Annotated in this window: 22 protein-coding genes and 2 tRNA genes; 4 read left to right on the forward strand and 20 right to left on the reverse strand. The window is 58.8% G+C overall.

Annotated elements, in window-relative coordinates; all coding sequences use genetic code 11:
- Window positions 1–156: 156 nt before the first annotated feature.
- From ACONT6_RS12995 to nagK, 4 genes are all read right to left on the reverse strand, one after another.
- Window positions 157–1,491: a sugar MFS transporter gene (locus tag ACONT6_RS12995; protein ID WP_428818902.1), complete on the reverse strand. Its 1,335-nt coding sequence runs from the start codon at window positions 1,489–1,491 to the stop codon at window positions 157–159.
- A gap of 84 nt (window positions 1,492–1,575) precedes the next feature.
- Window positions 1,576–2,700: an N-acetylglucosamine-6-phosphate deacetylase gene (nagA, locus tag ACONT6_RS13000; RefSeq protein ID WP_428818903.1), complete on the reverse strand. Its 1,125-nt coding sequence runs from the start codon at window positions 2,698–2,700 to the stop codon at window positions 1,576–1,578.
- A 46-nt stretch (window positions 2,701–2,746) separates the two neighbouring features.
- Window positions 2,747–3,790 (reverse strand): glucosamine-6-phosphate deaminase NagB-II, encoded by a 1,044-nt coding sequence (gene nagB-II, locus ACONT6_RS13005; protein WP_428818904.1) that lies wholly within the window; start codon window positions 3,788–3,790, stop codon window positions 2,747–2,749.
- Window positions 3,791–3,860: 70 nt separating this feature from the next.
- Window positions 3,861–4,811, reverse strand: a complete 951-nt coding sequence (gene nagK / locus ACONT6_RS13010) for an N-acetylglucosamine kinase (protein ID WP_428818905.1) — start codon at window positions 4,809–4,811, stop codon at window positions 3,861–3,863.
- Between the two features lie 492 nt (window positions 4,812–5,303).
- Here nagK and ACONT6_RS13015 point away from each other — a divergent pair, with 492 nt between their 5' ends.
- From ACONT6_RS13015 to ACONT6_RS13025, 3 genes are all read left to right on the forward strand, one after another.
- Window positions 5,304–6,614, forward strand: a complete 1,311-nt coding sequence (locus ACONT6_RS13015; protein ID WP_428818906.1) for a substrate-binding domain-containing protein — start codon at window positions 5,304–5,306, stop codon at window positions 6,612–6,614.
- Window positions 6,615–6,658: 44 nt separating this feature from the next.
- Complete coding sequence (locus ACONT6_RS13020; RefSeq protein ID WP_428818907.1) at window positions 6,659–7,519, forward strand: DUF6279 family lipoprotein; 861 nt, start codon at window positions 6,659–6,661, stop codon at window positions 7,517–7,519.
- A gap of 173 nt (window positions 7,520–7,692) precedes the next feature.
- Window positions 7,693–8,967, forward strand: a complete 1,275-nt coding sequence (locus tag ACONT6_RS13025) for an aminotransferase class I/II-fold pyridoxal phosphate-dependent enzyme (protein WP_428818908.1) — start codon at window positions 7,693–7,695, stop codon at window positions 8,965–8,967.
- Window positions 8,968–9,068: 101 nt separating this feature from the next.
- Here the strand turns inward: ACONT6_RS13025 and ACONT6_RS13030 are convergent, their stop codons facing one another.
- The 3 genes from ACONT6_RS13030 to ACONT6_RS13040 form a co-directional block, all read right to left on the reverse strand.
- Window positions 9,069–10,172: a phosphoribosylaminoimidazolesuccinocarboxamide synthase gene (locus tag ACONT6_RS13030; protein WP_428818909.1), complete on the reverse strand. Its 1,104-nt coding sequence runs from the start codon at window positions 10,170–10,172 to the stop codon at window positions 9,069–9,071.
- A 105-nt stretch (window positions 10,173–10,277) separates the two neighbouring features.
- Complete coding sequence (locus ACONT6_RS13035; protein ID WP_428818910.1) at window positions 10,278–11,387, reverse strand: AI-2E family transporter; 1,110 nt, start codon at window positions 11,385–11,387, stop codon at window positions 10,278–10,280.
- A gap of 63 nt (window positions 11,388–11,450) precedes the next feature.
- Window positions 11,451–11,744, reverse strand: a complete 294-nt coding sequence (locus ACONT6_RS13040; RefSeq protein ID WP_428818911.1) for a sulfurtransferase TusA family protein — start codon at window positions 11,742–11,744, stop codon at window positions 11,451–11,453.
- 166 nt (window positions 11,745–11,910) lie between these two features.
- On the opposite strand from ACONT6_RS13040, the gene ACONT6_RS13045 reads away from it, so the two are divergent.
- Window positions 11,911–13,416, forward strand: coding sequence for a M48 family metalloprotease (locus ACONT6_RS13045; RefSeq protein ID WP_428818912.1), 1,506 nt, complete (start codon window positions 11,911–11,913; stop codon window positions 13,414–13,416).
- A 183-nt stretch (window positions 13,417–13,599) separates the two neighbouring features.
- Here the strand turns inward: ACONT6_RS13045 and nadA are convergent, their stop codons facing one another.
- From nadA to ruvB, 13 genes are all read right to left on the reverse strand, one after another.
- Window positions 13,600–14,676 (reverse strand): quinolinate synthase NadA, encoded by a 1,077-nt coding sequence (nadA, locus tag ACONT6_RS13050; RefSeq protein WP_428818913.1) that lies wholly within the window; start codon window positions 14,674–14,676, stop codon window positions 13,600–13,602.
- Between the two features lie 158 nt (window positions 14,677–14,834).
- Window positions 14,835–14,910: transfer RNA gene (locus ACONT6_RS13055), tRNA-Lys, on the reverse strand.
- 139 nt (window positions 14,911–15,049) lie between these two features.
- Window positions 15,050–15,125 (reverse strand) — tRNA-Lys (locus ACONT6_RS13060).
- 125 nt (window positions 15,126–15,250) lie between these two features.
- The gene (gene queC, locus ACONT6_RS13065) at window positions 15,251–15,925 is read right to left on the reverse strand and encodes a 7-cyano-7-deazaguanine synthase QueC (RefSeq protein WP_428818914.1); all 675 of its coding nucleotides are present in this window, start codon (window positions 15,923–15,925) and stop codon (window positions 15,251–15,253) included.
- Between the two features lie 57 nt (window positions 15,926–15,982).
- Entirely contained in the window at window positions 15,983–16,669 is a 687-nt protein-coding gene (gene queE / locus ACONT6_RS13070) for a 7-carboxy-7-deazaguanine synthase QueE (RefSeq protein ID WP_428818915.1), read from the reverse strand.
- Window positions 16,670–16,852: 183 nt separating this feature from the next.
- Window positions 16,853–17,683 carry a tol-pal system protein YbgF gene (gene ybgF / locus ACONT6_RS13075; protein ID WP_428818916.1) on the reverse strand — a complete coding sequence of 277 codons (831 nt, stop codon included), beginning with the start codon at window positions 17,681–17,683 and terminating at the stop codon, window positions 16,853–16,855.
- Between the two features lie 15 nt (window positions 17,684–17,698).
- The gene (gene pal / locus ACONT6_RS13080; RefSeq protein WP_078083311.1) at window positions 17,699–18,178 is read right to left on the reverse strand and encodes a peptidoglycan-associated lipoprotein Pal; all 480 of its coding nucleotides are present in this window, start codon (window positions 18,176–18,178) and stop codon (window positions 17,699–17,701) included.
- A gap of 134 nt (window positions 18,179–18,312) precedes the next feature.
- Entirely contained in the window at window positions 18,313–19,608 is a 1,296-nt protein-coding gene (gene tolB, locus ACONT6_RS13085; RefSeq protein WP_428821517.1) for a Tol-Pal system beta propeller repeat protein TolB, read from the reverse strand.
- Window positions 19,608–20,387 (reverse strand): cell envelope integrity protein TolA, encoded by a 780-nt coding sequence (tolA, locus tag ACONT6_RS13090; RefSeq protein ID WP_428818917.1) that lies wholly within the window; start codon window positions 20,385–20,387, stop codon window positions 19,608–19,610. Before tolA ends, tolB begins: the two co-directional genes overlap by 1 nt.
- Before the next feature lie 19 nt (window positions 20,388–20,406).
- Window positions 20,407–20,838: a protein TolR gene (gene tolR, locus ACONT6_RS13095; protein ID WP_428818918.1), complete on the reverse strand. Its 432-nt coding sequence runs from the start codon at window positions 20,836–20,838 to the stop codon at window positions 20,407–20,409.
- 18 nt (window positions 20,839–20,856) lie between these two features.
- Entirely contained in the window at window positions 20,857–21,549 is a 693-nt protein-coding gene (tolQ, locus tag ACONT6_RS13100) for a protein TolQ (protein ID WP_078083307.1), read from the reverse strand.
- Between the two features lies 1 nt (window position 21,550).
- Complete coding sequence (ybgC, locus tag ACONT6_RS13105) at window positions 21,551–21,958, reverse strand: tol-pal system-associated acyl-CoA thioesterase (RefSeq protein WP_181252367.1); 408 nt, start codon at window positions 21,956–21,958, stop codon at window positions 21,551–21,553.
- Window positions 21,959–22,085: 127 nt separating this feature from the next.
- Window positions 22,086–23,105: a Holliday junction branch migration DNA helicase RuvB gene (ruvB, locus tag ACONT6_RS13110; protein ID WP_428818919.1), complete on the reverse strand. Its 1,020-nt coding sequence runs from the start codon at window positions 23,103–23,105 to the stop codon at window positions 22,086–22,088.
- Between the last annotated feature and the right edge of the window lie 6 nt (window positions 23,106–23,111).

Consider the following 23,111-nt stretch of genomic DNA (forward strand, 5'->3'; position numbering starts at 1 on the left):
AGCCCTCACATGGAGGGCAAAGATGACGAGAACCAAAGAGAGAAACTTCTAAGAGAAGTTCAAAAAAACAAAATCCTTTTTAATACCTCTTCCTAAAACACTTTCGAAAAAACTGACTGATAGAGATGCGACGGCGGACCGGCCTGGAAACCCAGGTTATTTGGTCCAGCTGCGCATCTTGTGCCCTTTCAAAGCGTAAAACATGATGAACAGGTACGCCGGGATCGCAATGATGTAGGCGGCCTGACCGTCTCCGGTATCGGCAAAGTGACCGTACAGGGGCGGCAGCACCGCACCACCGGAAATACCCATAATCAGCAGCGCCGCACCCTTGGAGGTAAATTTACCCAGACCTTCCAGCGCCAGCGGCCAGATTGCCGGCCAGCACATGGCGTTGGCAAAGCCCAGCAGTGCGACAAAATAAACCGCGTTGGGAATTTCTGGCAGGCCAAAGTGGGCCAGGGTTGCAGAAGACATGGCTGTGCTGTCGAGCGAACCGCTCATGACGGCAAAAGTGAATGCGATACCCAGCACCGCAGAGATCAGCAGCGCGTTTTGCTGGCTGATAAAGCGCGGAATAGCGAAGGTGCCCCAGAGATAACCCAGCACCATAAATACCATGGTGTAAGACGTCAGCACGGAGGCCACGGAGGTATCCAGGCCCGCCTGCTTACCCAGCAGACCGATGGCGTCGCCGGCGATGACCTCCACACCGACATAGAAAAACAGGGCAATGGAACCGAGGATCAGCTGCGGGAATTTCTTCAGCCCGGTAAGGGTAATCGCGGCATCTTCTTGCCCCTCGATCACCTCGTCTTCGATATCCGGCAGCGGGGCAAACATCATGGCTACCGCCAGCACAAAGCCGAGTACCGCCATACCGATATACGGTGACACCAGCTGGCCTGCGAGCTCATCCAGTTTGGCGTCTTTCGCTGCTGCAGTCATCGCGGACAACTCGGCTTCGGAAATACCGCTGATGCCGGACATGACCAGCGCCGCGAATACCAGCGGAGCAACAATGCCTGCGCCCTTGTTCAAAAGGCCCATGATGCAGATCCGCACTGCGGCAGTTTCCGGGGAGCCGACTTTCACCACGTAGGGGTTGGAAGCGGTTTGCAGAATGGTCAGGCCCGAGCCAACCACAAACTGGGCCAGCAGGAAAATACCGAACATCCGGCTATATGCGGCAGGAATAAATATCAGGGCGCCCACCGCAACCAGTGCCAGGCCCAGCGCCATACCGGTCTTGTAGCCGGTACGCTCAATGATCGCCGCCATGGGCAGCGCCATCACGGTATAAGCGATGTAGAAGGCAGAAGCCACCAGCATCGCCTGGAAACCGGTCAGGTCACAGATGGTTTGCAGAAAAGGAATCAGGGCACCGTTCAGCCAGGTAACAAAACCGAAGATAAAAAACAGCAGGCCGATAATGACCATGGGTAAAACGCTACTGCGCGTTTCACTCTGACTAATCACTGCGGTATTCATAGACTCACCTTTTATTATGGTTTTGCCTTACTGGCTTGCGGGGTGCTTCCCCGGTTATCAATTCGAACAGGCCCTTGCACGGAGTTAAGCCGCGAAAACTTCCTGTCCGTTAATCCAGGTCTTTTGAACCTGGAGTTCGTCATCGATCAAAATAAAGTCTGCCGGTTTACCCTGCTGAATACGCCCGCCCGTACTCCCCAGGAATTGCGCGGGATAGAGACCCGCCATACGCAGGGCTTCGGTCAGCTCGACATCGCACCAGTCGCGGATATTGCGCACCGCGCCGATCATATCCAGGTGGGACCCAGCCAGCTCACCGGTGGTCGAGGTCAGCTTGTCGCCATCCCGGGTGACGATGCGCTCAAACAGCGGGAAGCTCATTTCATCGCTGCCCACCAGGGACATGGCATCGGTCACCAGCATGATCTTGCCGCGGGGCTTGGCCTTGAGCGCGAGGGTCATGGCCTCGGCGCTAACATGGTGTCCATCCGCAATCAGTCCGCACCAGCAGCCATCGCTGATCAGTGCAGTACCCACCATGCCCGGATCCCGCGAATGCAGCGGCGACATGGCGTTGTACAGATGGGTAAACCCGGTTGCCCCGGCGGCAACTGCCGCTGCCGCGGTCTTGCCATCGGCGTTGGAGTGCCCCAGGCATACCTTCACACCGAGATCGACCAGTTTCTGGATATCCGCTGGCGAAACATTTTCCGGCGCCAGGGTGACCATTTTCAGGCCTAGGTCCTCGCGGGCGTATATCGCCAGCTCCTCGTCGCTGAGCGGACGGATAAATTTTTCTTCGTGGGTGCCCTTTTTGGGGGTACTCAGGTGCGGACCTTCAAAATGCACCCCCAGCACGCCTGGCACGCCCTCTTTCAATGCGGCACTCACTGCATCCGCAGCACGCTGCATTACATCCACCTGATCGGTGATCAGGGTGGGCATGAATCCGGTGGTTCCAAAACGCGCGTGGGCCGCGGACATCTTGCCCAGTGCATTGACGGTGGTGTCGTTGTTGAACAGCGCTCCACCGCCGCCGTTGACCTGCACATCGATCAGGCCCGGCGCGAGCAGCCCCTTCAGATAAACCGCGTCCGCAGCCGCTTCGCCGCCGAGTGTGACAACCTTGCCACCCTCGATGGTCAGCGCCACATCACTGCGCAGCTCCTCGCCGTCGAATAACTGTTGTGCGATGAATGCCTGTGTCACTTGCCCGCTGCTCCCGCCGTTTACCACTGAATTCAATCAACCAGACTCAAACGGTCTGGGTGACTTTTTTCAGGCCGGCCGGCTCATCGGGGTTGATGCCCCGGCTAACCGCAACATGGGCCACGTCGAGGTAGAAACGCTGTAGCAGCGCCAGCGGCGCCACGCGCGGGTGCACCCCTTTGCTCGGCACATGCAGATTGATCAGGGTGCCGCCGCGACGGATGATGTCGGCGATCTGCTCACTGTGCGCCTGGTAGGACTCGTCCTCGATAGGCACATTGACCACGGTCAGCTTCTGCTCCACCAGGGTTACCGGGCCGTGCAGGAATTCCGCACTGGAGAAGGATTCTGCATGCACGCTGCAGACTTCTTTCAGCTTCAGCGCCAGCTCGCGGGTAATGCCGTAGCCGGGGCCTCGCCCCAGTACCACCAGGTTTTTCACCGCTGCCAGGTCTTCCGGGCGCAGCTGCACGTCGGACTCGATGGCATCGGTCAGAGTCTGCGGCAGCATCTCGACACCGGCCTTCAGCTCTGCGTCCTGGGTCCAGTTGGCGACCAGCTGCAATACTGCGGACAGGGTGCACAGGTAACTTTTGGTGGCTGCAACAGCCAGTTCCGGCCCGGCCTTCAGGGGCACAACCTGGTCGGCAATATCTTTGATCGGCGCGGTTTCATCGTTCACCAGCGCCACGGTGTAGGCACCGGCATCTTTTGCCATCTGCGCCTGGGCGAGGATGTCCGGGCTGCGGCCGGACTGGGAAATCACGATGACCAGCGCGTCCTCGAGCTTCAATTTCTTGCCGTACACACTGGAGACGGACGGCGCGGCCGCAAAAGTGGGCGTGCCGGTTTCGATTTCAATCAGGTACTTGGCAAATACGCCGGCGTGATCCGATGAGCCGCGGCCGACGATCATCACAAAGCGCGGCGGCTTGTTGCGCAGGCGCTCACCCAGCGCTTCCATGATCGGGGCATTGTTCTTCAATTGCTCGGCAATCCGGCTCGGGGCCTCGCGGGCCTCGGTTTCCATTACTGTCATCGCCATAGAAGCATCCACCTTGTTGGCCTCAGCGGGAGTCACTGCGCTCATAAAATCTATCCGTAAAATCCGTATGACTTTTCTGGTCTATCAACCTGTGTGTTCTAGCTAATGCGCGCGCTTATCCAAAGAGCGCTTTCGCATCCGCTTCTTCTGCTGCCCGCACTTCGCTGTCACCCAGCGCCGCCAGGGAGTGCTGGGCGAAATAGACACAGCCCAGTTCCGGCGGATCCAGCGGATCGGAAACCCGCTCCGCCACCTGCGGTTTCAGCCAGGGCTTGAGACGCGGCGCCAGGCCGCCAATCATGGCTAGGCGCGGCGGCTTGCTCTCCATCAGTTTCTCCGCAAGATCACTGATATACGCGGCGCCATCGCGCATGATGGACACGGCAACCGGGCAATCTGCTTCTGCACATTCCACCACCGGCACCGCCAGCCTGGCGTACTGACTGGACGGTTTACCCGCCATCAGCTCGATCACATCGTAGGGATCTTCCGTACCCAGGGCTTTCTGTACCTCGCGCTGCAGCATGGATTCAGCGGCAAGCCCTTCCATGGCCATCAATACGTACTTCACCGCTTCCATACCCAGCCAGGCACCACTGCCCTTATCGCCGTGAGGGAAACCGTGACCGCCGACAATCTCGCTGCGACCGTTGACCCAGGAGTAGCCCACGGAACCGGTGCCAGCGATAATGACCGCACCGTCGCCACCACGGTGTGCGCCGAGACAGGCGGAGTGCTGGTCGGTGGTGAGGAACATCTGCTTGAAGGGGTGTGCCCAGGCGTTCATCTCGTTATAGAGACGGGGCATATTGACGCCAGCCAGGCCGACACCGGCCACCAGCTCGCCCAATGTTTCTGCGGGCATACCTGCATCGGACACTGCCAGCGCGGCAGAGCGCACAATGGAGTCTATGGTCTGGGCGTATCCATGAAGGGGGTTTGCGGGCCCGGAGACCCCGGTACCCAGCAGGCGATTGTCGGCATCGAAAATCGACGCGCGGCACTTACTGCCACCGCCATCAACGCCAACATAGAGAATGTCCCTGCTGTCTCTCAAAGCAACCATCTGATCCGGCCCCTAAGATTTTCTATTGTTATGTGTCCTTACCGGAATCCCCACCGCATTTCTGCGCCCCAGGGAGGTCCGGCCCGGCGCCTCGAATGGCGCCTGTGCAATATAGGAGAAATACTACAAGACAAATGACAGCGTTGTCATGCCCTTTTTCAAAAAAAATCCCCAATATCCGGCGGTTTGCCCGTCGACTTTGCGCACAACGGCGAAAAATTCGCCAGCCGGTGCGCTGCAGCCCGCAGCCTACGGTAACCGGGAACAAAAAACAAACAGCCCGGACAGCAGCCTGTCTCGGCTGCCGACACCTAATCACCCAACGACCCAGTTCAAACTGCTTGCAATACCCTCGTCACACTTTTCTGCGATAAAGCGCGCGCCCGCGCAAACGGAAATACACAACAGCGGGGCAAGCAACCGCAAACCGACCAGTATCAGGAAGTATAGGGGGAAGCGATGGGACGCAGCCAAAGCGCCAAGCGTATATTAATGACAATAGGGAGTGTGGCGCTGTGGCTGCTGACATTTAACGCCGCCGCAGCCAATGATGACGGGACGAAAGTGCTGTTCAGGCTTACGGGCTCGAACACCATTGGCGCAGACCTGGCACCGGCACAGGTAAAAAGTTACCTGAAGTCCCAGGGCGCCACCGACATCACCCAGCGCAGCGCGGGGGAAAAGCACTGGATCCACGCAAACCTCAATGGCCAGCCAGTGGTGGTGCCGATTATCGCCCTGGGCTCAAGCACCGGCTTCAAGGCACTGGATGAGAGCACCGCGGATATCGGCATGGCCTCGCGCAAGATCAAACCCAAAGAAGTCGCCATGCTGTCCCGTTTCGGCAATCTCACCAGTCCTCAGGCAGAGCATGTCATCGGCCTGGATGCGCTGGTTGTCACCATTCACCGGGACAACCCGATCAGTCAGCTGGACATGGCACAGCTTGCTCAGATCTACCGCGGCGAAATTCGCAACTGGGCTCAACTCGGCGGCCCCGACCTGCCAATCCGCCCCCTGCACCGGGACATGGAGTCCGGCACCCGCGCCACCTTTGACGGCGAAGTATTTGGCGGTAGCCGTGCCACCCCCTCCTTTATCCATGAAGTTGCCGGCAACCATGAAACCCGCGACCTGGTGCAGCGGGATCGCGGCGCCATCGGCTATCTGCCTTACGCCGATGCGGACGGCCTGCACAAGGTGGCGATCAAGTCCGGCGACCTGGCCGCAGTGGTTCCCGACCGTGGCATCATTGCGACGGAAGATTTTCCACTCACCCGCCGCCTGTATCTCTACCGCAACCCCGCGCGTTTCAATCTACATGTAGAGGGATTTATCCATCACGTGGAGTCTCGTGCCGGACAGCAGATCGTCGCCGAGATCGGCTTTATCAACCTCACACCGGTGGCACTGAAGATGGCCCCCTACGCCAATGCCCCGCATAACTATCGTGCGCTGATGGAAAAGGGGTCACGCCTGAGCATCTCCTTCCGCTTCGCAGACGGCAGTACCGAACTGGATAACCGCGCCCTGCGCGATCTGCACCGCCTGCAGGATTTCATGGCTGAAGAGCAGAACCGGGCACTCTCGCTAACCCTGGTGGGCTTCTCCGATCGCAAATCCAACAGCAACATATCCGACCTGATCTCCCGCTTTCGCGCACTCAAGGTACAGGGCGCACTGCTGAGAGAACACGAGATGGGAGACAGCCAGATCATGGCCGTGGGCGCCTTTGCACCGCTGACGCCCGACAGCGAACAGGGGCCCGTGAAAAACAGCCGCGTGGAAGTCTGGATTAACTGACCGGCAGACAGCGAGGTTCACGGCCAGCGGCTATATTTATCGCCATGAACCTCACCTACCGCCACACCGCCCTCATCCGCACCACCAGTGCCCTGCTGGTTGTCGCCTTATTGCTGGTTGGCGGCTGTTCCAGCGTGCGCCTGGTTTACGGGCACCTGGACTGGTGGATGGACCGCAACATCAACAAGTACCTGGATCTCGATGGCGCCCAGGAAGACCTTCTCTCCCTGCGCGTAGACGAATTTCACCGCTGGCACCGCCAGACACAACTGCCGCGCTACGCGGACTATCTGGAAACGCTTGCCGGCAATGTCGATGATCCGGACACCACCCCAGCAAAGCTGATCGAGATCGAAAAGCAGGTGGATACCTTCTGGCACAGTTCGGTAGTAATGCTGAGCGATCTGCTATTGCCACTGGTGATACAGATGAATGAAAAGCAAATCGACCAGCTGGCGGAAAACGTTCGCGAAGAACGGGAGGAGTCCCTGAAAAAGTGGGAAAAATCCAAACGTAAACGGGAAAAGCAATTCCGCAAGGAGGCGAAGCGCTGGCTCGGCGACCTGACCAGCGAGCAGGACGCCATGATCGACCATCAGCTGGACACCACCCGCTTCGACCCGAAGCGCCGGGACGCCCAACGCCAGAAATGGGCCACCGCGTTTATCAGCACATTGCGCAGCAAACCCGAGGGCTACGAGAAACAACTCAGGGAAATGCTTATCGACCCGCAGTCACTGTGGACGGAAGAATACCGCCAGATGCAGGAGCAACTGCGCACCCAGGCGAGAAATCTCGGCGCCGAAATACTGAAGAGCGCCACACCACAGCAGCGCGCCCACCTCAAAACCACCCTCCTCGAATACGCGTCGGACTTCCGTATTCTCGCCGCGCAGGAGCACTGACTTAAGTTCCGCCGCTAAAAACGGCAGTCGGTTTCAGGCGAAACAAATTATCTGCCGGCAACCACTATTTTTACCGGGAATTGCGTTAAAAAAGCGTCAGAAAACATGACGTAATCCGCCCGCGACTGATAAGCTCCACACCGCAAGTTCAACCGCCATAATGAGGATTTTCCGTGCGTATCGATACCGCCCAACGCGAACAGCTGCAACAGTGGGAACAAGAGCTGGAGCAACAGTACCAGCGCATTTGCCAGCACAACCTGAGCCTGGATATTACCCGCGGTAAACCGGCGGCGGATCAGCTGAGCCTGTCCGACGGACTCGACGGTATTCTCAATGGCGACTACCGCGCTCCCGACGGTACCGATACACGCAACTACGGCGGCCTCGAAGGTATCGCCGCCGCCCGCGAGCTGGGTGCCGATATCCTGCAGGTGCCATTTGAAGAAGTCCTCGCCGGGGGCAACAGCTCGCTGACGATGATGTATCACGCGGCGCTCACCGGCTACCTGTTCGGCTTTGCCGGCAACCAGCCGTGGAAAGAAATGCGCGCGCCCAAGTTCCTGTGCCCGGTCCCCGGCTACGACCGTCACTTCTCCATCTGCGAGCAACTGGGCATTGCCATGGAAACCGTGCCGATGACCGCCACCGGTCCGGACATGGACGTGCTGGAACAGAAAATTCGCGAAGACGATCAGATTATCGGCCTGTGGTGTGTACCCAAGTTCTCCAACCCCACCGGCGTGACCTACGACGAAGACACCGTGGATCGTCTTGCGCAGCTGGGCAAAATCGCCAACCCGGGCTTCCGTATTTTCTGGGATAACGCCTACGCCATCCACGACCTGGACCACCAGGTGAAACTGCCGAACATTCGCGAAGCTGCGCTGGGCAACGATACTGCGGACGCTGTGTTGCAGTTTGCCTCCACTTCCAAGGTGACCCACGCCGGTGCCGGTGTAGCGTTCGTCAGCGCCAGCCCGGCCAACCTGACTTCCCTGAAACAGCAGATGTCCGCCATGACCATTGGCCCGGACAAGGTGAATCAGCTGCGCCATGTGCGCCTGTTCCCGGAACTGACCCAGCTGAAGGAACACATGCAGAAGCACGCGGAAATCCTGCGTCCCAAATTCGCTTGTGTACTGGAACACCTGGACAAGAATTTCGCCGACAGCGACCTGGGTGAATGGGAAACCCCCAAGGGTGGATATTTCGTTTCCTTCAACACCCGCCCGGACGTCGCCTCGGAAGTGGTTCGACTGTCGGCAGAGGCCGGTGTCAAGCTGACCCCTGCCGGTGCCACCTTCCCCTATGGCAAGGATCCGGAAAATACCAATATCCGCATCGCCCCCAGCTTCCCACCGCTGGAAGAACTGGACACTGCGATGTCGGTATTTGTGCTGTGTGTGAAGCTGGCGAGCGTGCGCAAGGCACTGCAGGCAGCCTGATCGGCCTATCTCGAGAAACAAAAAACCCGGCAAATTGCCGGGTTTTTTGTGTGTGCGCATTGCGTACGCTTTCCACCGGAGCGGAATACGAAACGGATACGTCAGTCGATCAGGCCGTATCCGTCGCGCAGCACCTGAATGATTTCGGCTTTCGGGTTGTCCGGGATTTCCAGTTTCTCGCCGATGATCTTTTCCGCAATTCCCACGTAAGTGGCGGATACATCCATCAACATGGACTCCGGCAGTTCGTTGTCGCGGGCCAGTGCTTCGCGTTCGTCCATGCGGTCCTTGTTCAGCAGGATATCCGGATCGGGGAAATGGTTCAGCAGCGCCTGGCGGAACCCCTCTTTGGAGTTTTCCACCACTTTGCCATTGCGGTACTGCTCGCCATCCCAGATACGGGAAGAATCCGGGGTGCCCACTTCGTCCATATAGATCAGTTTGTCCACACCTTGCGCATCGGTGACATAACCGAATTCGAATTTGGTATCGACAAACACTTGATCCAGTTTTTCCAGCTCTGCAGAAATGACGTCGAAGCCCTCTTTCAGCAGCTGCTCATAGCGGGCGATGTCGTCGGCACTGCGGAAATTGAACGCCGCGAAATTCTCCTCGATATTCTTGCGGGTGATATTCACATCATCCGCTTCCGGCACACCGGGAATACCTTTAAGAATGCCCTTGGTAGACGGGGTAATCAGCAACTCTGGCAGCTTCTGATCCTTGTTCAGACCATCGGGAATCTGGATTCCGCAAAACTCGCGCTCGCCCTTGCTGTAGGCGCGCCACATGGAGCCGGTGATGTACTGACGGGCGATGGCCTCGATCATGACCGGACGTGCCTTTTGTACGATCCATACCGCGGGATGCGGGATATCCAGAATATGGCTGTCTGCCAGCCCCTGCTCCTTGAACAGGCGGAACCAGTGGTTGGCAATGGCATTGAGTGCCGCGCCCTTGCCGGGAACACCGCGTAAATTGCCTTCACCTTTCCAGATACAGTCGAACGCGGAGATGCGGTCGGAGATCACCATTACCGCCAGTGGCGCATCGGCGGCAACCGGGTAGCCCTTCTCTTCGATAAGGCGACGGCTGTCGGCTTCGGTCAGCCAGTAGACGGAGCGGACTTTTCCACTGTGCACAGGCTTGTCTGTGCGGATCGGCAGGTCGTTGTTAACGGCCAATACTTTATCGGCAAGGCTCATGGACTTTCCTAATTGGTTAACCAAGGGGCGGCCCCCGGGATCAGGCGGCGAACTCTAGCAAATACCGGCGCTGCGAGACAGAGCACGCAATCGCCGGCAAACGGGCTACTCGCTGGGCTCCGAAGGCAGCTGTTCCGCGGCCTCCCTGGCCTGCCATTCGGCCTGGTGCTCACTGGTGGGCCAGGCGTTCAGAATTGCCTTGGCCAGGGTTGCCAGCGGGATCGCGAAAAACACCCCCCAGAACCCCCAGATGCCGCCGAAAACCAGCACCGCCATAATAATTGCCACCGGGTGCAGGTTGACCGCCTCCGAAAACAGAACCGGCACCAGCACATTGCCATCCAGCAACTGGATCATGCCGTAGGCAAACATCAGCCAGAAAAACTCACCACTCCAGCCCCACTGGAAAAGACCAATGGCGGCCACCGGGATAGTCACCACTGCGGCCCCGATATAGGGAATCAATACCGACAGCCCCACCGCAACCGCCAACAGCAGTGCGTAGTTGACCCCCAGCAGCAGGAACGCGACATAGCTGACCAGTGCCACGATGGCGATCTCGATCACCTTGCCGCGCACATAGTTGGCCACCTGGTCATTCATTTCGTACCAGATCTGGCGCAGCATGGGGCGCTGATGGGGAAGAAAAGATGCACACCAGGCCAGCAGCTTGTTGGAATCCTTGAGGAAAAAGAACACCAGAATGGGCACCACCACCAGATAGATCAGGACCGCGGCAAGCACCGGCAGGTTGGCCAGGGAAAACGTGACTACCGTCTGCCCCAGTGTCCCCAGCTCGCTGCCGAGGGTAGTAAAGATTTCATCGATCTGCTGGGCAGTCACCAGCCGCGGGTACTGCTCCGGCAGCAACAGCAACAGGTCCTGGCCGCGATCGATCATGTTCGGCAGCTCGGAGAACAGGCGCACCGTCTGGCGCGAGATGACCGGCATCACCACAAACAACAGGCCAACAATGGTCCCCACGAGCACCAGGCAGGCAATGGATACCGCCAGCCAGTGCGGCACCTTCCACGACTGCAGCCTCTGCACCATCCCCTGCATCAGGAAGGCGATCACCAGTGCTGCCAGCACGGGAGCGAGTACCCCTCCCAGTGTCGCCAGCACAATCATGGCGGCCAGTAACAGCAGTACCAGCAGTACCACTTCTTCCTGGCTGAAATAGCGATTTATCCAACCCCTAATAATCGCAAGCATAAATACTGATCTCTCGAGACTTTTGTTTTGCCGGCAGCTCTGCCGGTCGTCTTGACGGTGTGTTTATGATTTTCTTGTCCCACTGGCTACGCATTGCAGCCAGTAGTGGAATTCCCCTTCCCGGGTCTCTGCCCGCAGCAAAGGTACACCACTGAGCGTACAAAAGCTGCGAACATCCCGCTGGGACGCCGGATCGGTGGCCACCAGGTGCAGCAGTGCACCTGGCGCCAGCTGCTTCAGGGCCCGACGCATCGCCAATAGGGGCTGTGGGCAGGGCAGGCCCCGGGCATCTACCCTGTAGGCAGCCTCCCAAGCGAATTCGGGGGTATCTGTGGCTTTGTTCGGCGTATCGGTCATAAAACTGCGGTAAAGAACCGTTAATGCCGCGAATTATAACGGCGCACTCCGGTCAATGGGTCATATCAATAGAACCTTTTCCCACGGAGCTGATCAAAACCTCGACAGTCTCACAGGGACACGTATAGTGTTAGCGGTAGGCAAACCGGCAGGCGCAGTAGAGAATATGACCGAGATCCTTACAACATTCAGCCGACCCTGGAACCGCTGCTGGCAGCGACTTTACCGGGGCGCCACCGGCGTTGCCGCCGGACTGCTGCTTGGCGCCAGCCCTATCGCGGCCACGGCCCAGGACGACCACCACATCCAGCTGCCGCAGCTGGGGGACACCAGCAGCGGTCTGGTATCCCGCGCGCGGGAAAACGAGCTGGGGGAAATGTGGCTGCGCATGTTCCGCAGTCAGGTGCGCACCTCCAGCGATGCACTGCTGCAGCAGTATGTGGAAAACTCCCTCAAGTCCCTCGCCGAATACAGCCCCCTGGAAGACAAGAACCTCGACGTCGTGGTGGTCAACAATGACACCATGAATGCCTTTGCGGTGCCCGGCGGCGTGGTCGGCGTGCATACAGGCCTGTTCCTGTTTGCCGAGAACGAGGATCAGTTTTCTTCGGTCCTCGCCCACGAACTCGCCCACTTGAGCCAGCGTCACTACGCCCGCTCCCTGGAAGCCCAGCGCAACAGCACCATCCCCACCCTGGCCGGTATGCTCGGTGCGCTGGTACTCGCCGCCACTGCCGGTGGCGATGCGGGCATTGCAGCGATGACCGCCACCCAGGCCGCCGCCCTCGACAACCAGCTGCGCTTCTCCCGCCAGAATGAGCAGGAAGCAGACCGGGTGGGCATCGAAACCCTGGCCAAGGCCGGCATGGACCCACAGGCCGCGGGTGAGATGTTTGAACAGATGCTCAAGGCCACCCGCTACTACCGCCGCCCACCGGAGTTTCTACTCACCCACCCGGTGACCGAAAAGCGGATAGCGGATGCCAAGCTGCGCGCCAATCGCATGGAGAAGATTCCCCTGCGTGACAGCCGCGAATACCATCTGATGCGCGCGCGTATCCGGGTAAACGCGGAGGCCACGCCACAACAGGCGGTGAAGCGTTTCCAGGCGGAGCTGCGTGGTATCAATGACAATGAGGATGCGGCGCGCTACGGCCTGGCCCTGGCCCAGACTTCAGCCGGCAAACCGGACACGGCGCTGGATACCCTGCAGCCGCTTCTGGACAAGGACCCGGACAAGGATGCATTTATCCTCGCGCGCGCGGATATCGATCTGGTGCGTCAGGATTACAACAGCGCGACCAAGCGGCTGCAGCGGGCGGTGGACAAGAGCCCGAAAAACCACGCGCTGATCATGGGTCTGGCCAATGCGCACTTCAAGGCGGGCAATTACCTGGCCGCCGAGCGCATCCTGAAGAAGCACAGCCGGGTACGCCGCAAGGATCCTGCAGTGTGGTATCTGCTCGCGGAAACCCACGGCCTGGCCGGGGATATTGTCGGTGTGCACGAGGCGCGCGCGGAGTACTACATCCTGAATGGGGTGTTTGACAAGGCACTCCAGCACCTGCGCCACGGGGTGCGCCTGGCCAAGAATGACTACCAGACCCACGCCATTCTGGAACAGCGTATGAAGGATGTGATCAAGATGCAGGAGAAAGCGAAGGAGCTTTAAGCAAGCTATTCAGAAAGTGGTTTTGATCTTGGCCCGGTGGCGGTAAACCGCCGGGAATTCGTTTTCGAAACCGCTGTAGATACATCCCTGTACGCTGCGTCGGCGACGTCCCTGTCGCCGACGCTTTCGAAAACGAATTCCCGTCACTTCACCTTCAATTCATCGCTCTTACAGCGAAAGCCATCAATCCAACGGCTTGCGGAAATCCAGCATCCGCTGCAGGGGCATCATGGCGCGCTTGCCGAGATCCGGATCTACCAAGATCTCATTGTCGCCCCGCTCCAGAACCCCGCACAGGTTCTCCAGCGAGTTCATTGCCATCCACGGACAGTTGGCGCAGCTGCGACAGGTAGCGCCGGAACCGGCGGTCGGAGCAACGATCAGCTCCTTGTCCGGGCACTGCTGCTGCATCTTGTAGAAGATGCCCTGGTCCGTTGCCACGATAAACTGCTTGTTGGGGCGGGTTTTGGCCGCATTGATGATCTGGGAGGTGGAACCCACCACATCCGCCAGCTCCACCACCGCCGCCGGCGATTCCGGGTGTACCAGCACCAGCGCGTCCGGGTACAGCGCCTTCAGATCCGCCACACCCTTGGCCTTGAACTCCTCATGCACGATACAGGCACCGTCCCAAAGCAGTACATCCGCCCCGGTCTGCTTCTGTACGTAGCTGCCCAGGTGCTTGTCCGGCGCCCACAGGATTTTCTCTCCCTGGGAATCCAGGTAATCCACCACATCCAGCGCGATACTGGAGGTCACCACCCAGTCCGCACGGGCTTTTACCGCTGCCGAGGTGTTGGCATACACCACCACCGTGCGATCGGAGTGCTGGTCACAGAACGCGGAAAACTCTTCGATGGGACAGCCCAGATCCAGTGAGCAGGTCGCCTCGAGCGTCGGCATCAGTACACGCTTGTTGGGTGTGAGGATCTTGGCGGTTTCCCCCATGAACTTCACACCGGCGACAATCAGGGTATCCGCCTGATGCTGGGCGCCGAAGCGGGCCATCTCCAGGGAATCGGACACACAACCACCGGTTTCTTCCGCCAGCTGCTGAATCAGCGGGTCGGTGTAGTAGTGGGCTACCAGCACCGCATTCTGCTCTTTCAACAGGCGCTTGATGCGCTCGCGCCAGAGGTTTAGCTCCTCTTCGCTGTACTGGTGCATAGCGGGATGCGCCAGATGATCCTGGATAAAGTCGCGCGCATCGATGGCGTTGGGCGCCGGGCTGGTGGCAATTTTTTCGCTACTGTCTGTCATGAGTCTCTGATACTGCCGGAAAAAGGCGGCATTATACCGATTCGGGACAAATTCGCCGATTTTCAGGCCCATGAGTGGGTCACAAAGGGAATATTAACGTCGCAAGGCGCCGGGGCCGAAAAGCCGGAAGAAATAGTTTTAGGGGAATCTTGAGGAAATGGTGGGTCGTGCTGGATTCGAACCAGCGACCAATTGGTTAAAAGCCAACTGCTCTACCAACTGAGCTAACGACCCTTAAGATTGCCTGGCACTTCATGACGATCAAACATCATTTGGCCCTGGCTAACTACTTGTATAACCCGACTTGCGGCGAGTTTTTTAGTGGTTCCCGGCTCGATTGGAACAATCGGAAAGCCGGCAACAGGAGGGAAGATGGTGGGTCGTGCTGGATTCGAACCAGCGACCAATTGGTTAAAAGCCAACTGCTCTACCAACTGAGCTAACGACCCTTGACCCCTCAACCTGAGGAGCTGCGTATCTTACGGATCTAATCCGAAAACACAAGACCCGATTACAAAAAAATTTCCAACAAATATAAGGGGTTAGGAGCCCTCAGCTGAGACTATGAAAAACCTCAAGCGTAGACCGTCGGATCCACCAGTCCCGCCTCTGCGAAGCCGGCTGCGCGCAGGCGACAGCTGTCGCAACGGCCGCATGCGGCGCCATTGGCCTGGGCCTGGTAGCAGCTGACCGTCAGGCTGTAATCCACACCCAGCTCGGTACCGCGCTTTACGATATCGGCCTTGCTCATTTTCATCAGCGGCGCGCGGATGGTGAGTTTGTTGCCCTCAACCCCGGCGCGGGTGGCCAGGTTGGCCATCTTCTCGAATGCCTCGATATATTCGGGGCGGCAATCCGGGTAACCAGAGTAGTCAACTGCATTCACACCCACAAAAATATCCTGTGCGCCCAGCACTTCGGCCCACCCCAGGGCGATTGACAGGAATACGGTGTTGCGCGCAGGCACATAGGTCACCGGAATGCCGGAAGTCTCCTCTTCTGGCACTTCGATGCTATCGTCGGTGAGCGCCGAGCCACCGATGACCCGCAGGTCCAGCTTGACCACCTTGTGCTCACGGGCGTCCAGATCGGCCGCCACCCGCTGCGCAGCCATCAGCTCTGCGCTGCTGCGCTGGCCGTAGTCGAACCCGAGGGCATAGCACTGGTAGCCCTCATTGCGCGCCATCGCCAGTACGGTGGCCGAATCGAGTCCACCAGACAGTAAAACTACCGCTTTTTTATCACCCATTTTTCACCCCGCTTTCAATTCGAATTTGCTTGCTGCGCATGGACTGACCTGCATCTGTCAAACGCCGGGAATGTCTCCCCACAGCAATTTGTGCAGCTGCATCTGCATACGCACCGGCAGGCCGTCTTCCAGAATCCACTCCGCCAGCTGTCGCGCCGGCAGCTGTTCGTAACTGGGCGAGAAGAGCACTTCGCCCACCCGATCGACAAGCTGGTACTGGTCCAGGGTAAACCTGGCCCACTCGTAATCTGCGCGGTCACAAATGACGAACTTGATCTGATCGTTGGGCCCCAGCAGCGGAATGTTTTCCATACGGTTACGGGCCTGTTCACCAGAGGCCGGCGTTTTCAGGTCGACGACCCGCGACACCCGCGTATCCACCGCATCCACCGGCATGGCACCACTGGTTTCAAGCGACACACGGTAGCCGGCGTCACACAGGGCCTGTAGCAGCGGCAGACAGTTTGGCTGCGCAAGCGGCTCGCCACCGGTCACACACACATGGCGCGCCGGATAACTCTGCACCTTCTGCAAAATCTCCGCCAGCGTCATACGCTCGCCACCGTAAAAAGCGTACTCGGAATCGCAATAGGTACAGCGCAGCGGGCAGCCGGTCAGGCGCACAAACACCGTTGGCAGCCCGGAATCCCGCGCCTCACCCTGCAGGGAATAGAAAAGCTCACTGATCCGGAGGGACTCTTCAGTCAAGTCGACCGCCGTTCGCTGTGTGTGTATCTCGCCCATAATTCGCTGTTGCTGATGCTCTCGGCCGCTAGGGCGCAGAGCCAAAGCCCCACACCACAAATAAAAACGCCCGGGAGGCCAATGCCACCCGGGCGCGGGATCATAGAGTTTTTTTGGTCACAAAACCAGCACCCCGGCAACGCAACCCTCAGGCTGCACGCGCAGAGAAATCCAGCCAAATCCTTACTGGAAGTTCTCCTGCAGGTACTGTTTTGCCAGTCCGGAGGCGCGCGCATCACTCGCAGCCACCTGCTCTAGCAACTCTTTGGCCTTGGCATCATCACCCAGCTGGTGATAAACGGTGCCGAGCTTGTAGCGACCATCCCAGACCTTGCTGGAGTTGGGATAACCATCCAGCAATGCCACAAACCAGGTGCGGGCCTCTTCCACATTGCCCTGTACCAGCGCAATCTCACCCAGCCAGTAGTTGGCATTGGGGGCGTACTGGCCATTGGGGTAGTCGTCCAGCAGGCTCTTGAACGCCTTGCTGGCTCCGGCGTAATCGCCGCTGCGGGCGAGGCCAAAACTCGCCTGATAGCGATCCCGCTCACTCTCACTGGCGACCGGCGCGCTGTCGCTGCCATTGGCAGCCGGCTGCTGGGTACCGGGAGTAGCGCTGCCGGCATCACCGCTGTCCGGTGCGTCGCTCGCCGGAGTGCCACCAGTCAGCTTGGAAATACGGCGATCGAGGTCCATGTAGTCCTCGGTGCGCTGCTGCCGCAACCGCTTGACCTCGTGCTTCAACTCTTCCACAGCGCCACGCAGCTCCTGCACTTCCTGCTGCAATACCTGCATCTGGTAGTAGGCTTCGGCCTGCGGATTTGCCTGCAGGCGCCCGGCCGATGCTTCGGTCCGGCTGGCCAATTGTGGATAACTGGGCGGGGGTGGAGTTGCATTCCCCTGGTTAAGACTGCCACTACCGGACAGGTCGACAACCGGGGCCTGCGCTAAAACGGGCGAAGCCGCAGCCATAAAGGCTGCGGCTACCGCGATACTTCTAATCAAAAAAGACAATTGTCTACTTCCAGATTAGTTGATTACCACGCGACGGTTCATGGCACGGGCGCTCTCGCTGGAGCCTTCCTGGGCAGGACGCTCTTCACCGTAGCTGATCACTTCCAGGTTAGCAGCGTTCACGCCTTGCAGTACCAGGAAATCGCGAACGGCGTTGGCACGACGCTCACCCAGAGCCAGGTTGTACTCACGGGTGCCCAGTTCGTCAGCGTGGCCTTCCAGACGTACGGTGCCGGTGGTGGCAGCGCGCATACGATCCGCGTGCTTGATCAGCAGCTCACGGGTAGAAGGCTTCAGCAGGCTCTGGTCGAAGTCGAAGTAAACGACGTTGTCCAGAGGAACTGCAACTTCCTGTACCGGAGTTTCTTCAACTACCGGAGGAGGAGTGGTGTCGACCATGGCATTGCCAGTGTCTTCGGTATCGGTGCTGGAACAACCAGCCATTACTGCCAGTACGCAAGCCAGGCCAAGGCCGGTTTTTACTGATTTGAACATAAACAACTCCGCTTTAGTGTTATCGAAAAATCCTGTAAGACTTTAAAAACCCGTATTAAATCAGGGTTCGACTTTTTCTTATTTGTTTGATCTCACACATCGCGCAATTAAATGTGATTGCGCGAGGTACTGCATCAATCAAAGTAAGGCGACCACGCCGGCTCGCGGACATCTCCCTGCTGAGAAGGCAGGCTGTATTTCACCCCGGCATCCAGCGACACCGCAGCTAGAATACCCTTGCTCCCCCGCTTGGTGGCGTACATCAGCATCGCGCCGTTGGGCGCAATGCTTGGGGATTCGTCCAGGCGCGTCTCCGTAAGAACACGCATTCTGCCGGAAACGATATCCATCGTAGCGATGGTAAACACCCCCCTGCTACGATGCACCATTACCAGCGTTTTGCCATCGGGGGAAACCCGCGGACGCGCGTTGTAGTCGCCATCGAAGGTTAAGCGGTCGACTTGACCCGTGGCAAGAGTCAATTGGTAAATTTGTGGCTTACCTCCCCTATCGGAAGTGAAAACCAGTGATTTGCCATCCGGCATCCAGTTCGGCTCGGTATCAATAGAGAAGTGGCGGGTCATCCGGGTGAACCTGCCAGTGGCCAGGTCAAGGACATAGATCTCAGGATTGCCATCTTTTGATAGCACCATGGCGAGCTTGGAACCATCCGGAGACCAGGTAGGCGAGCTGTTCAGCCCCTTGAAATTGGTCAGCTGCTGGCGCGCACCGGTGCGCAGGTTCTCGCGAAAGATCGCCGGGCGACCTGTCTCAAATGACACATAAGCCACTTCCTGACCATTCGGCGACCAGCTAGGGGACATCACCGGCGCACTGAAACGACGGATCTGGCGGGCGCGGGCACCGTCGATATCCGACAGCATCAGCGCATAGCTGGGCTGACCGCCGCGCTGGGTTTCCTGTACGTACACCATCTGGGTGCCGAAAGCGCCGCGGATACCAGTAATGGCCTCAAAAATCTCATCCGCCGCCCGGTGTGCGATATCCCGCAGCTGCTGCGCGCCCCCGGTCACCTGCTTGGTAAACACTTTCCGTTGGCCGAAGATATTCACCAGATCAAAGCTCAGTAGATAACCATTGGCCTGGGGCTGTATACGACCGGTTACCACGTATTCAGTACCCAGTATCCGCCAGTCCCGAAAGCTCACTTCTTCCGGGGTTTTAGGGAATGAGAGCATGTCAGCACGGGGAATCGGCGCGATCAGACCGCTGCGACGCAGATCGGAAGACACGATTGAAGCAACATCTTCCGCCAGTACACCACTGCCGGACCAGTCAAATGGGACAACGGCTACCGGGGTCGGGTTATCGGTTCCTTCCTTAATTTCCACCACCAGCTGTGCCTGGGCGGAAACCGCCAGCGCACAGCCAATCAGGGTGGCAAAGAGTAGAGATACTGTTTTTTTCATCATTGGCGCAGGCCTTCGACTCTGAATATCAGTTTGGTGGTTCGTATCTGGCGCTCAAACAGCGACGGTTCTTCACGGGCAACATCGGCCACTTCGGGGAATACCTCTACCTTCTTGACCGCGGTTAACACCGATCTATCCACAGCAGGGTTACCGCTTCCCTTGGTAATAGTGGAGGCAACTACCCTGCCGGTGGGGACAAAGCTGATTTGAACCTCCACAACCATGCCATTGCGAGCACTGGGCGGACGGCTCCATACCGCTTCGATACGCTGCTGGATGGCCTGGGCTACGGACATAACCGCAGCCGCATCATTACTGGCATCCTGCAGCTCTTCTTCGTCTTCCAACGCTTCCTCAAAAGCGCTCTGGCGCTCCTGCTCGAGCTGCTCCTTGCGTTCCTTCTCTTTACGCTCTTTTTCCTTGCGGGCCTTTTCTTCCGCCTCGCGCTTCTTCCTGGCCTCTTCAGCCTTGCGCTTCTTGGCGGCGTCTTCTTTCTTTTTGCGCTCGGCCGCAGCCTTGCGCTTCTTCGCCTCTGCGGCCTCGCGGCGCTGGCGCTCCAGCTCCTGCTGACGGCGCTTCTCCCGCAGATCTACCTTGGGCGGCGCTTTGGGCTTGTCGGATTTGGACTCCAACTGCACCAGTTTGGCCTGTACGAACTTCGGCATGGGCTTGAGCTCACGCTTGTGTTCGGCCTCCCAGCCAAAGGTCAGCACCGCGATCAAAGCCGCGTGTAATGCCACACTGATAACGATAGCCGGGCCGTAGGAGCCTTTCATAGTTGCCTCTTGCCCCGGATCACTCTGACGGCGGCTCGGTGACCAGCCCAACGCTGGGTGCACCGGCCTGCTGCAGGTGGGTCATGGCGCCGACGATCAGGCCGTACTTGGCATCGGTATCCCCCCAAACCAGCACCGGTGTTTTCGGCTTCTGGCGCAGCACCTTGGCCACGGTTTCCTTGATCTCCTTGAGGGGCTTGGCAACCTTCTCATCGTCACCAAGGTTCAGGTAATAGGTGCCATCCGCGCGCACAGAGATGATCAGCGGCTCATCGTCGGTATCGTCAATGGGAGCCGAAGGCGCATCGGGCAGATCCACCTTCACCCCTTGCATCAACAGCGGCGCGGTCACCATAAATACGATCAACAGCACCAGCATCACGTCGATGTAGGGCACCACGTTGATCTCGGAGACCAGTTTGCGCTTGGTCGCTTTGCGAAAGTTACTCATGGCTTCGCTCTCGGCGCCTTAGCTGGCGGCGTGCACTTTGCGGTGAAGAATGGAGGAGAACTCCTCGGCGAAGGTCTCGTAGCTGGACAGCAGCCACTCGGCCCTGGCGGAATAGCGGTTGTAAGCCATTACCGCGGGGATGGCGGCAAACAGGCCCATGGCCGTGGCCACCAGGGCCTCGGAGATGCCCGGGGCTACAGTAGCAATGGTCGCCTGGTGCATGGTGGCAAGGCCGCGGAAGGAATTCATGATCCCCCACACGGTGCCAAACAGGCCGATATAGGGGCTCACGGAGCCGACGGTGGCGAGGAACGGCAGGTTCATTTCCACCTTCTCCTGCTCCCGGGACATGGCCACTCGCATGGCGCGCTCGGTCCCCTCCATCACCGCCGCCGGGCTGCTTTTGCCCTGCTGGCGAAGACGGGTGAATTCGGTAAAGCCGGCGCGGAACAGGGATTCCACCCCGTCGATCTTGCCCTTCTCTGCCGCGGCGTTGCCGTCACGGAACAGCTGGTTCAGGTCTGCGCCAGACCAGAATTTGCGCTCGAAGTTGATCAGCGACTTGCGCGCCCGCGACAGGTAGCTGCCGCGCTGGATAATCATTACCCAGGAAATCACCGAGGCCAGCAGGAGCATCAGCATCACCAACTGCACCAACAGACTGGCGCTGGAAATCAGGCCCCACAGGGAAAGTTGTTCACCGGCATTCATGTTATCGACTCACTGCCTTCAATGCTTGATAAATGGTTTCAGGTAATGCACAGGGTTTGCGGCTGGCATCGTCCACGCAGGCGACTTTGACCACACCCTCACAAATAATTTCATTGCCGCGCCAGATTTTCTGCTCGAAAGTAACCGCGGCTCGCCCAAGCTTGCCAATAGCGGCGGAAGCTTGCAGCTGATCGTCCAGTATTGCAGACCGCCGATACTGAACCTCAGCTGAATGCACCACCAGCAACAACCCCTGCTGCGGTATGGCGGGCTTATCATAGCCGAGAGAACGGACCAATTCTGTGCGCGCCCGCTCCATATACTTTAAATAATTGACGTAATAGACGATTCCGCCAGCGTCCGTATCCTCGATATAGACGCGAATGGGAATGGAGAAAGGTTCTGACACACACCGTCCTTAAATTGCCGACCGCGAACGCGTTTTTGTTGTAGAAAGCGGTTTGGGACGCGCCGGCGCGATTTCGAGACCGCGGACCGGCGACAACAGGACATGCTACAGGATCGTGAACGCTTCGTCAGGTGCGGTCCGGCTTGGGAATACCAAAATGCGCATAGGCCAATGCGGTCGCCACCCGCCCGCGCGGGGTGCGCGCAAGGTAGCCCTGCTGGATCAGGTAGGGCTCCAGCACGTCCTCGATCGTATCCCGCTCCTCACTCACCGCCGCAGCCAGGCTGTCGACGCCCACCGGGCCGCCATCGAATTTCTCGATCATGGTCAGCAGCACACGGCGATCGAGCTGGTCGAAGCCGCTGGCATCGACGTTTAGCATGTTGAGTGCACTGTCGGCGGTCTGCGCGCAGACGTGGCCATTGCCCTTCACTTCCGCATAGTCTCGGACCCGGCGCAGCAGGCGGTTGGCAATGCGCGGTGTACCGCGGGCACGACGTGCGACCTCGTGGGCCCCGCCCTGGTCCATTTCCACGCCCATCAACCCGGCGGAGCGGGCGACAATGCTGGTAAGGTCCTCGACACTGTAGAACTCCAGGCGCTGCACAATACCGAAGCGGTCGCGCAGGGGCGAAGTAAGAAGGCCGGCGCGTGTGGTCGCGCCCACCAGGGTGAAAGGTGGCAGGTCGAGCTTGATAGAGCGCGCTGCCGGCCCTTCACCGATCATGATATCGAGCTGGTAATCCTCCATCGCCGGGTACAGCACTTCTTCCACATGGGGGCTGAGGCGGTGGATTTCGTCGATAAACAGCACATCCCCGGGCTCAAGATTGGTCATGATGGCGGCGAGATCGCCGGCCTTTTCCAGCACCGGGCCGGAGGTGGTCTTGATCGCCACACCCATTTCCGCGGCAATGATGTTGGCCAGCGTGGTCTTGCCCAGGCCCGGCGGGCCGAATACCAGGGTGTGGTCCAGCGCTTCTTTGCGCAGCTTCGCCGCCTGGATAAAGATTTCCATCTGCTCCCGTACCACCGGCTGGCCGACATAGTCGGACAGGGTCTTCGGGCGCACAGCGCGGTCGTACTGCTCTTCCTGCCCGGTGGGGCCGATGGGTTCGGGGGCGATAAGGCGGTCAGCTTCAATCACTGGAGA

The organism is Microbulbifer sp. MCCC 1A16149 (genome assembly GCF_050368945.1).
Taxonomy (GTDB): domain Bacteria; phylum Pseudomonadota; class Gammaproteobacteria; order Pseudomonadales; family Cellvibrionaceae; genus Microbulbifer.

Excerpts from the sequence above, each read along its gene's own strand:
- nagK (WP_428818905.1), bottom strand. The coding sequence starts at position 4,811 with ATGGTTGCTTTGAGAGACAGCAGGGACATTCTCTATGTTGGCGTTGAT.
- tolR (WP_428818918.1), bottom strand. The coding sequence starts at position 20,838 with ATGAGTAACTTTCGCAAAGCGACCAAGCGCAAACTGGTCTCCGAGATC.
- ACONT6_RS13040 (WP_428818911.1), bottom strand. The coding sequence starts at position 11,744 with ATGACCGATACGCCGAACAAAGCCACAGATACCCCCGAATTCGCTTGG.
- tolB (WP_428821517.1), bottom strand. The coding sequence starts at position 19,608 with ATGAAAAAAACAGTATCTCTACTCTTTGCCACCCTGATTGGCTGTGCG.
- ACONT6_RS13015 (WP_428818906.1), top strand. The coding sequence starts at position 5,304 with ATGACAATAGGGAGTGTGGCGCTGTGGCTGCTGACATTTAACGCCGCC.
- nagB-II (WP_428818904.1), bottom strand. The coding sequence starts at position 3,790 with ATGAGCGCAGTGACTCCCGCTGAGGCCAACAAGGTGGATGCTTCTATG.
- queC (WP_428818914.1), bottom strand. The coding sequence starts at position 15,925 with ATGGGTGATAAAAAAGCGGTAGTTTTACTGTCTGGTGGACTCGATTCG.
- tolQ (WP_078083307.1), bottom strand. The coding sequence starts at position 21,549 with ATGAATGCCGGTGAACAACTTTCCCTGTGGGGCCTGATTTCCAGCGCC.
- ACONT6_RS13045 (WP_428818912.1), top strand. The coding sequence starts at position 11,911 with ATGACCGAGATCCTTACAACATTCAGCCGACCCTGGAACCGCTGCTGG.
- tolA (WP_428818917.1), bottom strand. The coding sequence starts at position 20,387 with ATGAAAGGCTCCTACGGCCCGGCTATCGTTATCAGTGTGGCATTACAC.
- ACONT6_RS13030 (WP_428818909.1), bottom strand. The coding sequence starts at position 10,172 with ATGAGCCTTGCCGATAAAGTATTGGCCGTTAACAACGACCTGCCGATC.
- ACONT6_RS12995 (WP_428818902.1), bottom strand. The coding sequence starts at position 1,491 with ATGAATACCGCAGTGATTAGTCAGAGTGAAACGCGCAGTAGCGTTTTA.
- nadA (WP_428818913.1), bottom strand. The coding sequence starts at position 14,676 with ATGACAGACAGTAGCGAAAAAATTGCCACCAGCCCGGCGCCCAACGCC.
- ACONT6_RS13035 (WP_428818910.1), bottom strand. The coding sequence starts at position 11,387 with ATGCTTGCGATTATTAGGGGTTGGATAAATCGCTATTTCAGCCAGGAA.
- ACONT6_RS13020 (WP_428818907.1), top strand. The coding sequence starts at position 6,659 with ATGAACCTCACCTACCGCCACACCGCCCTCATCCGCACCACCAGTGCC.
- queE (WP_428818915.1), bottom strand. The coding sequence starts at position 16,669 with ATGGGCGAGATACACACACAGCGAACGGCGGTCGACTTGACTGAAGAG.
- pal (WP_078083311.1), bottom strand. The coding sequence starts at position 18,178 with ATGTTCAAATCAGTAAAAACCGGCCTTGGCCTGGCTTGCGTACTGGCA.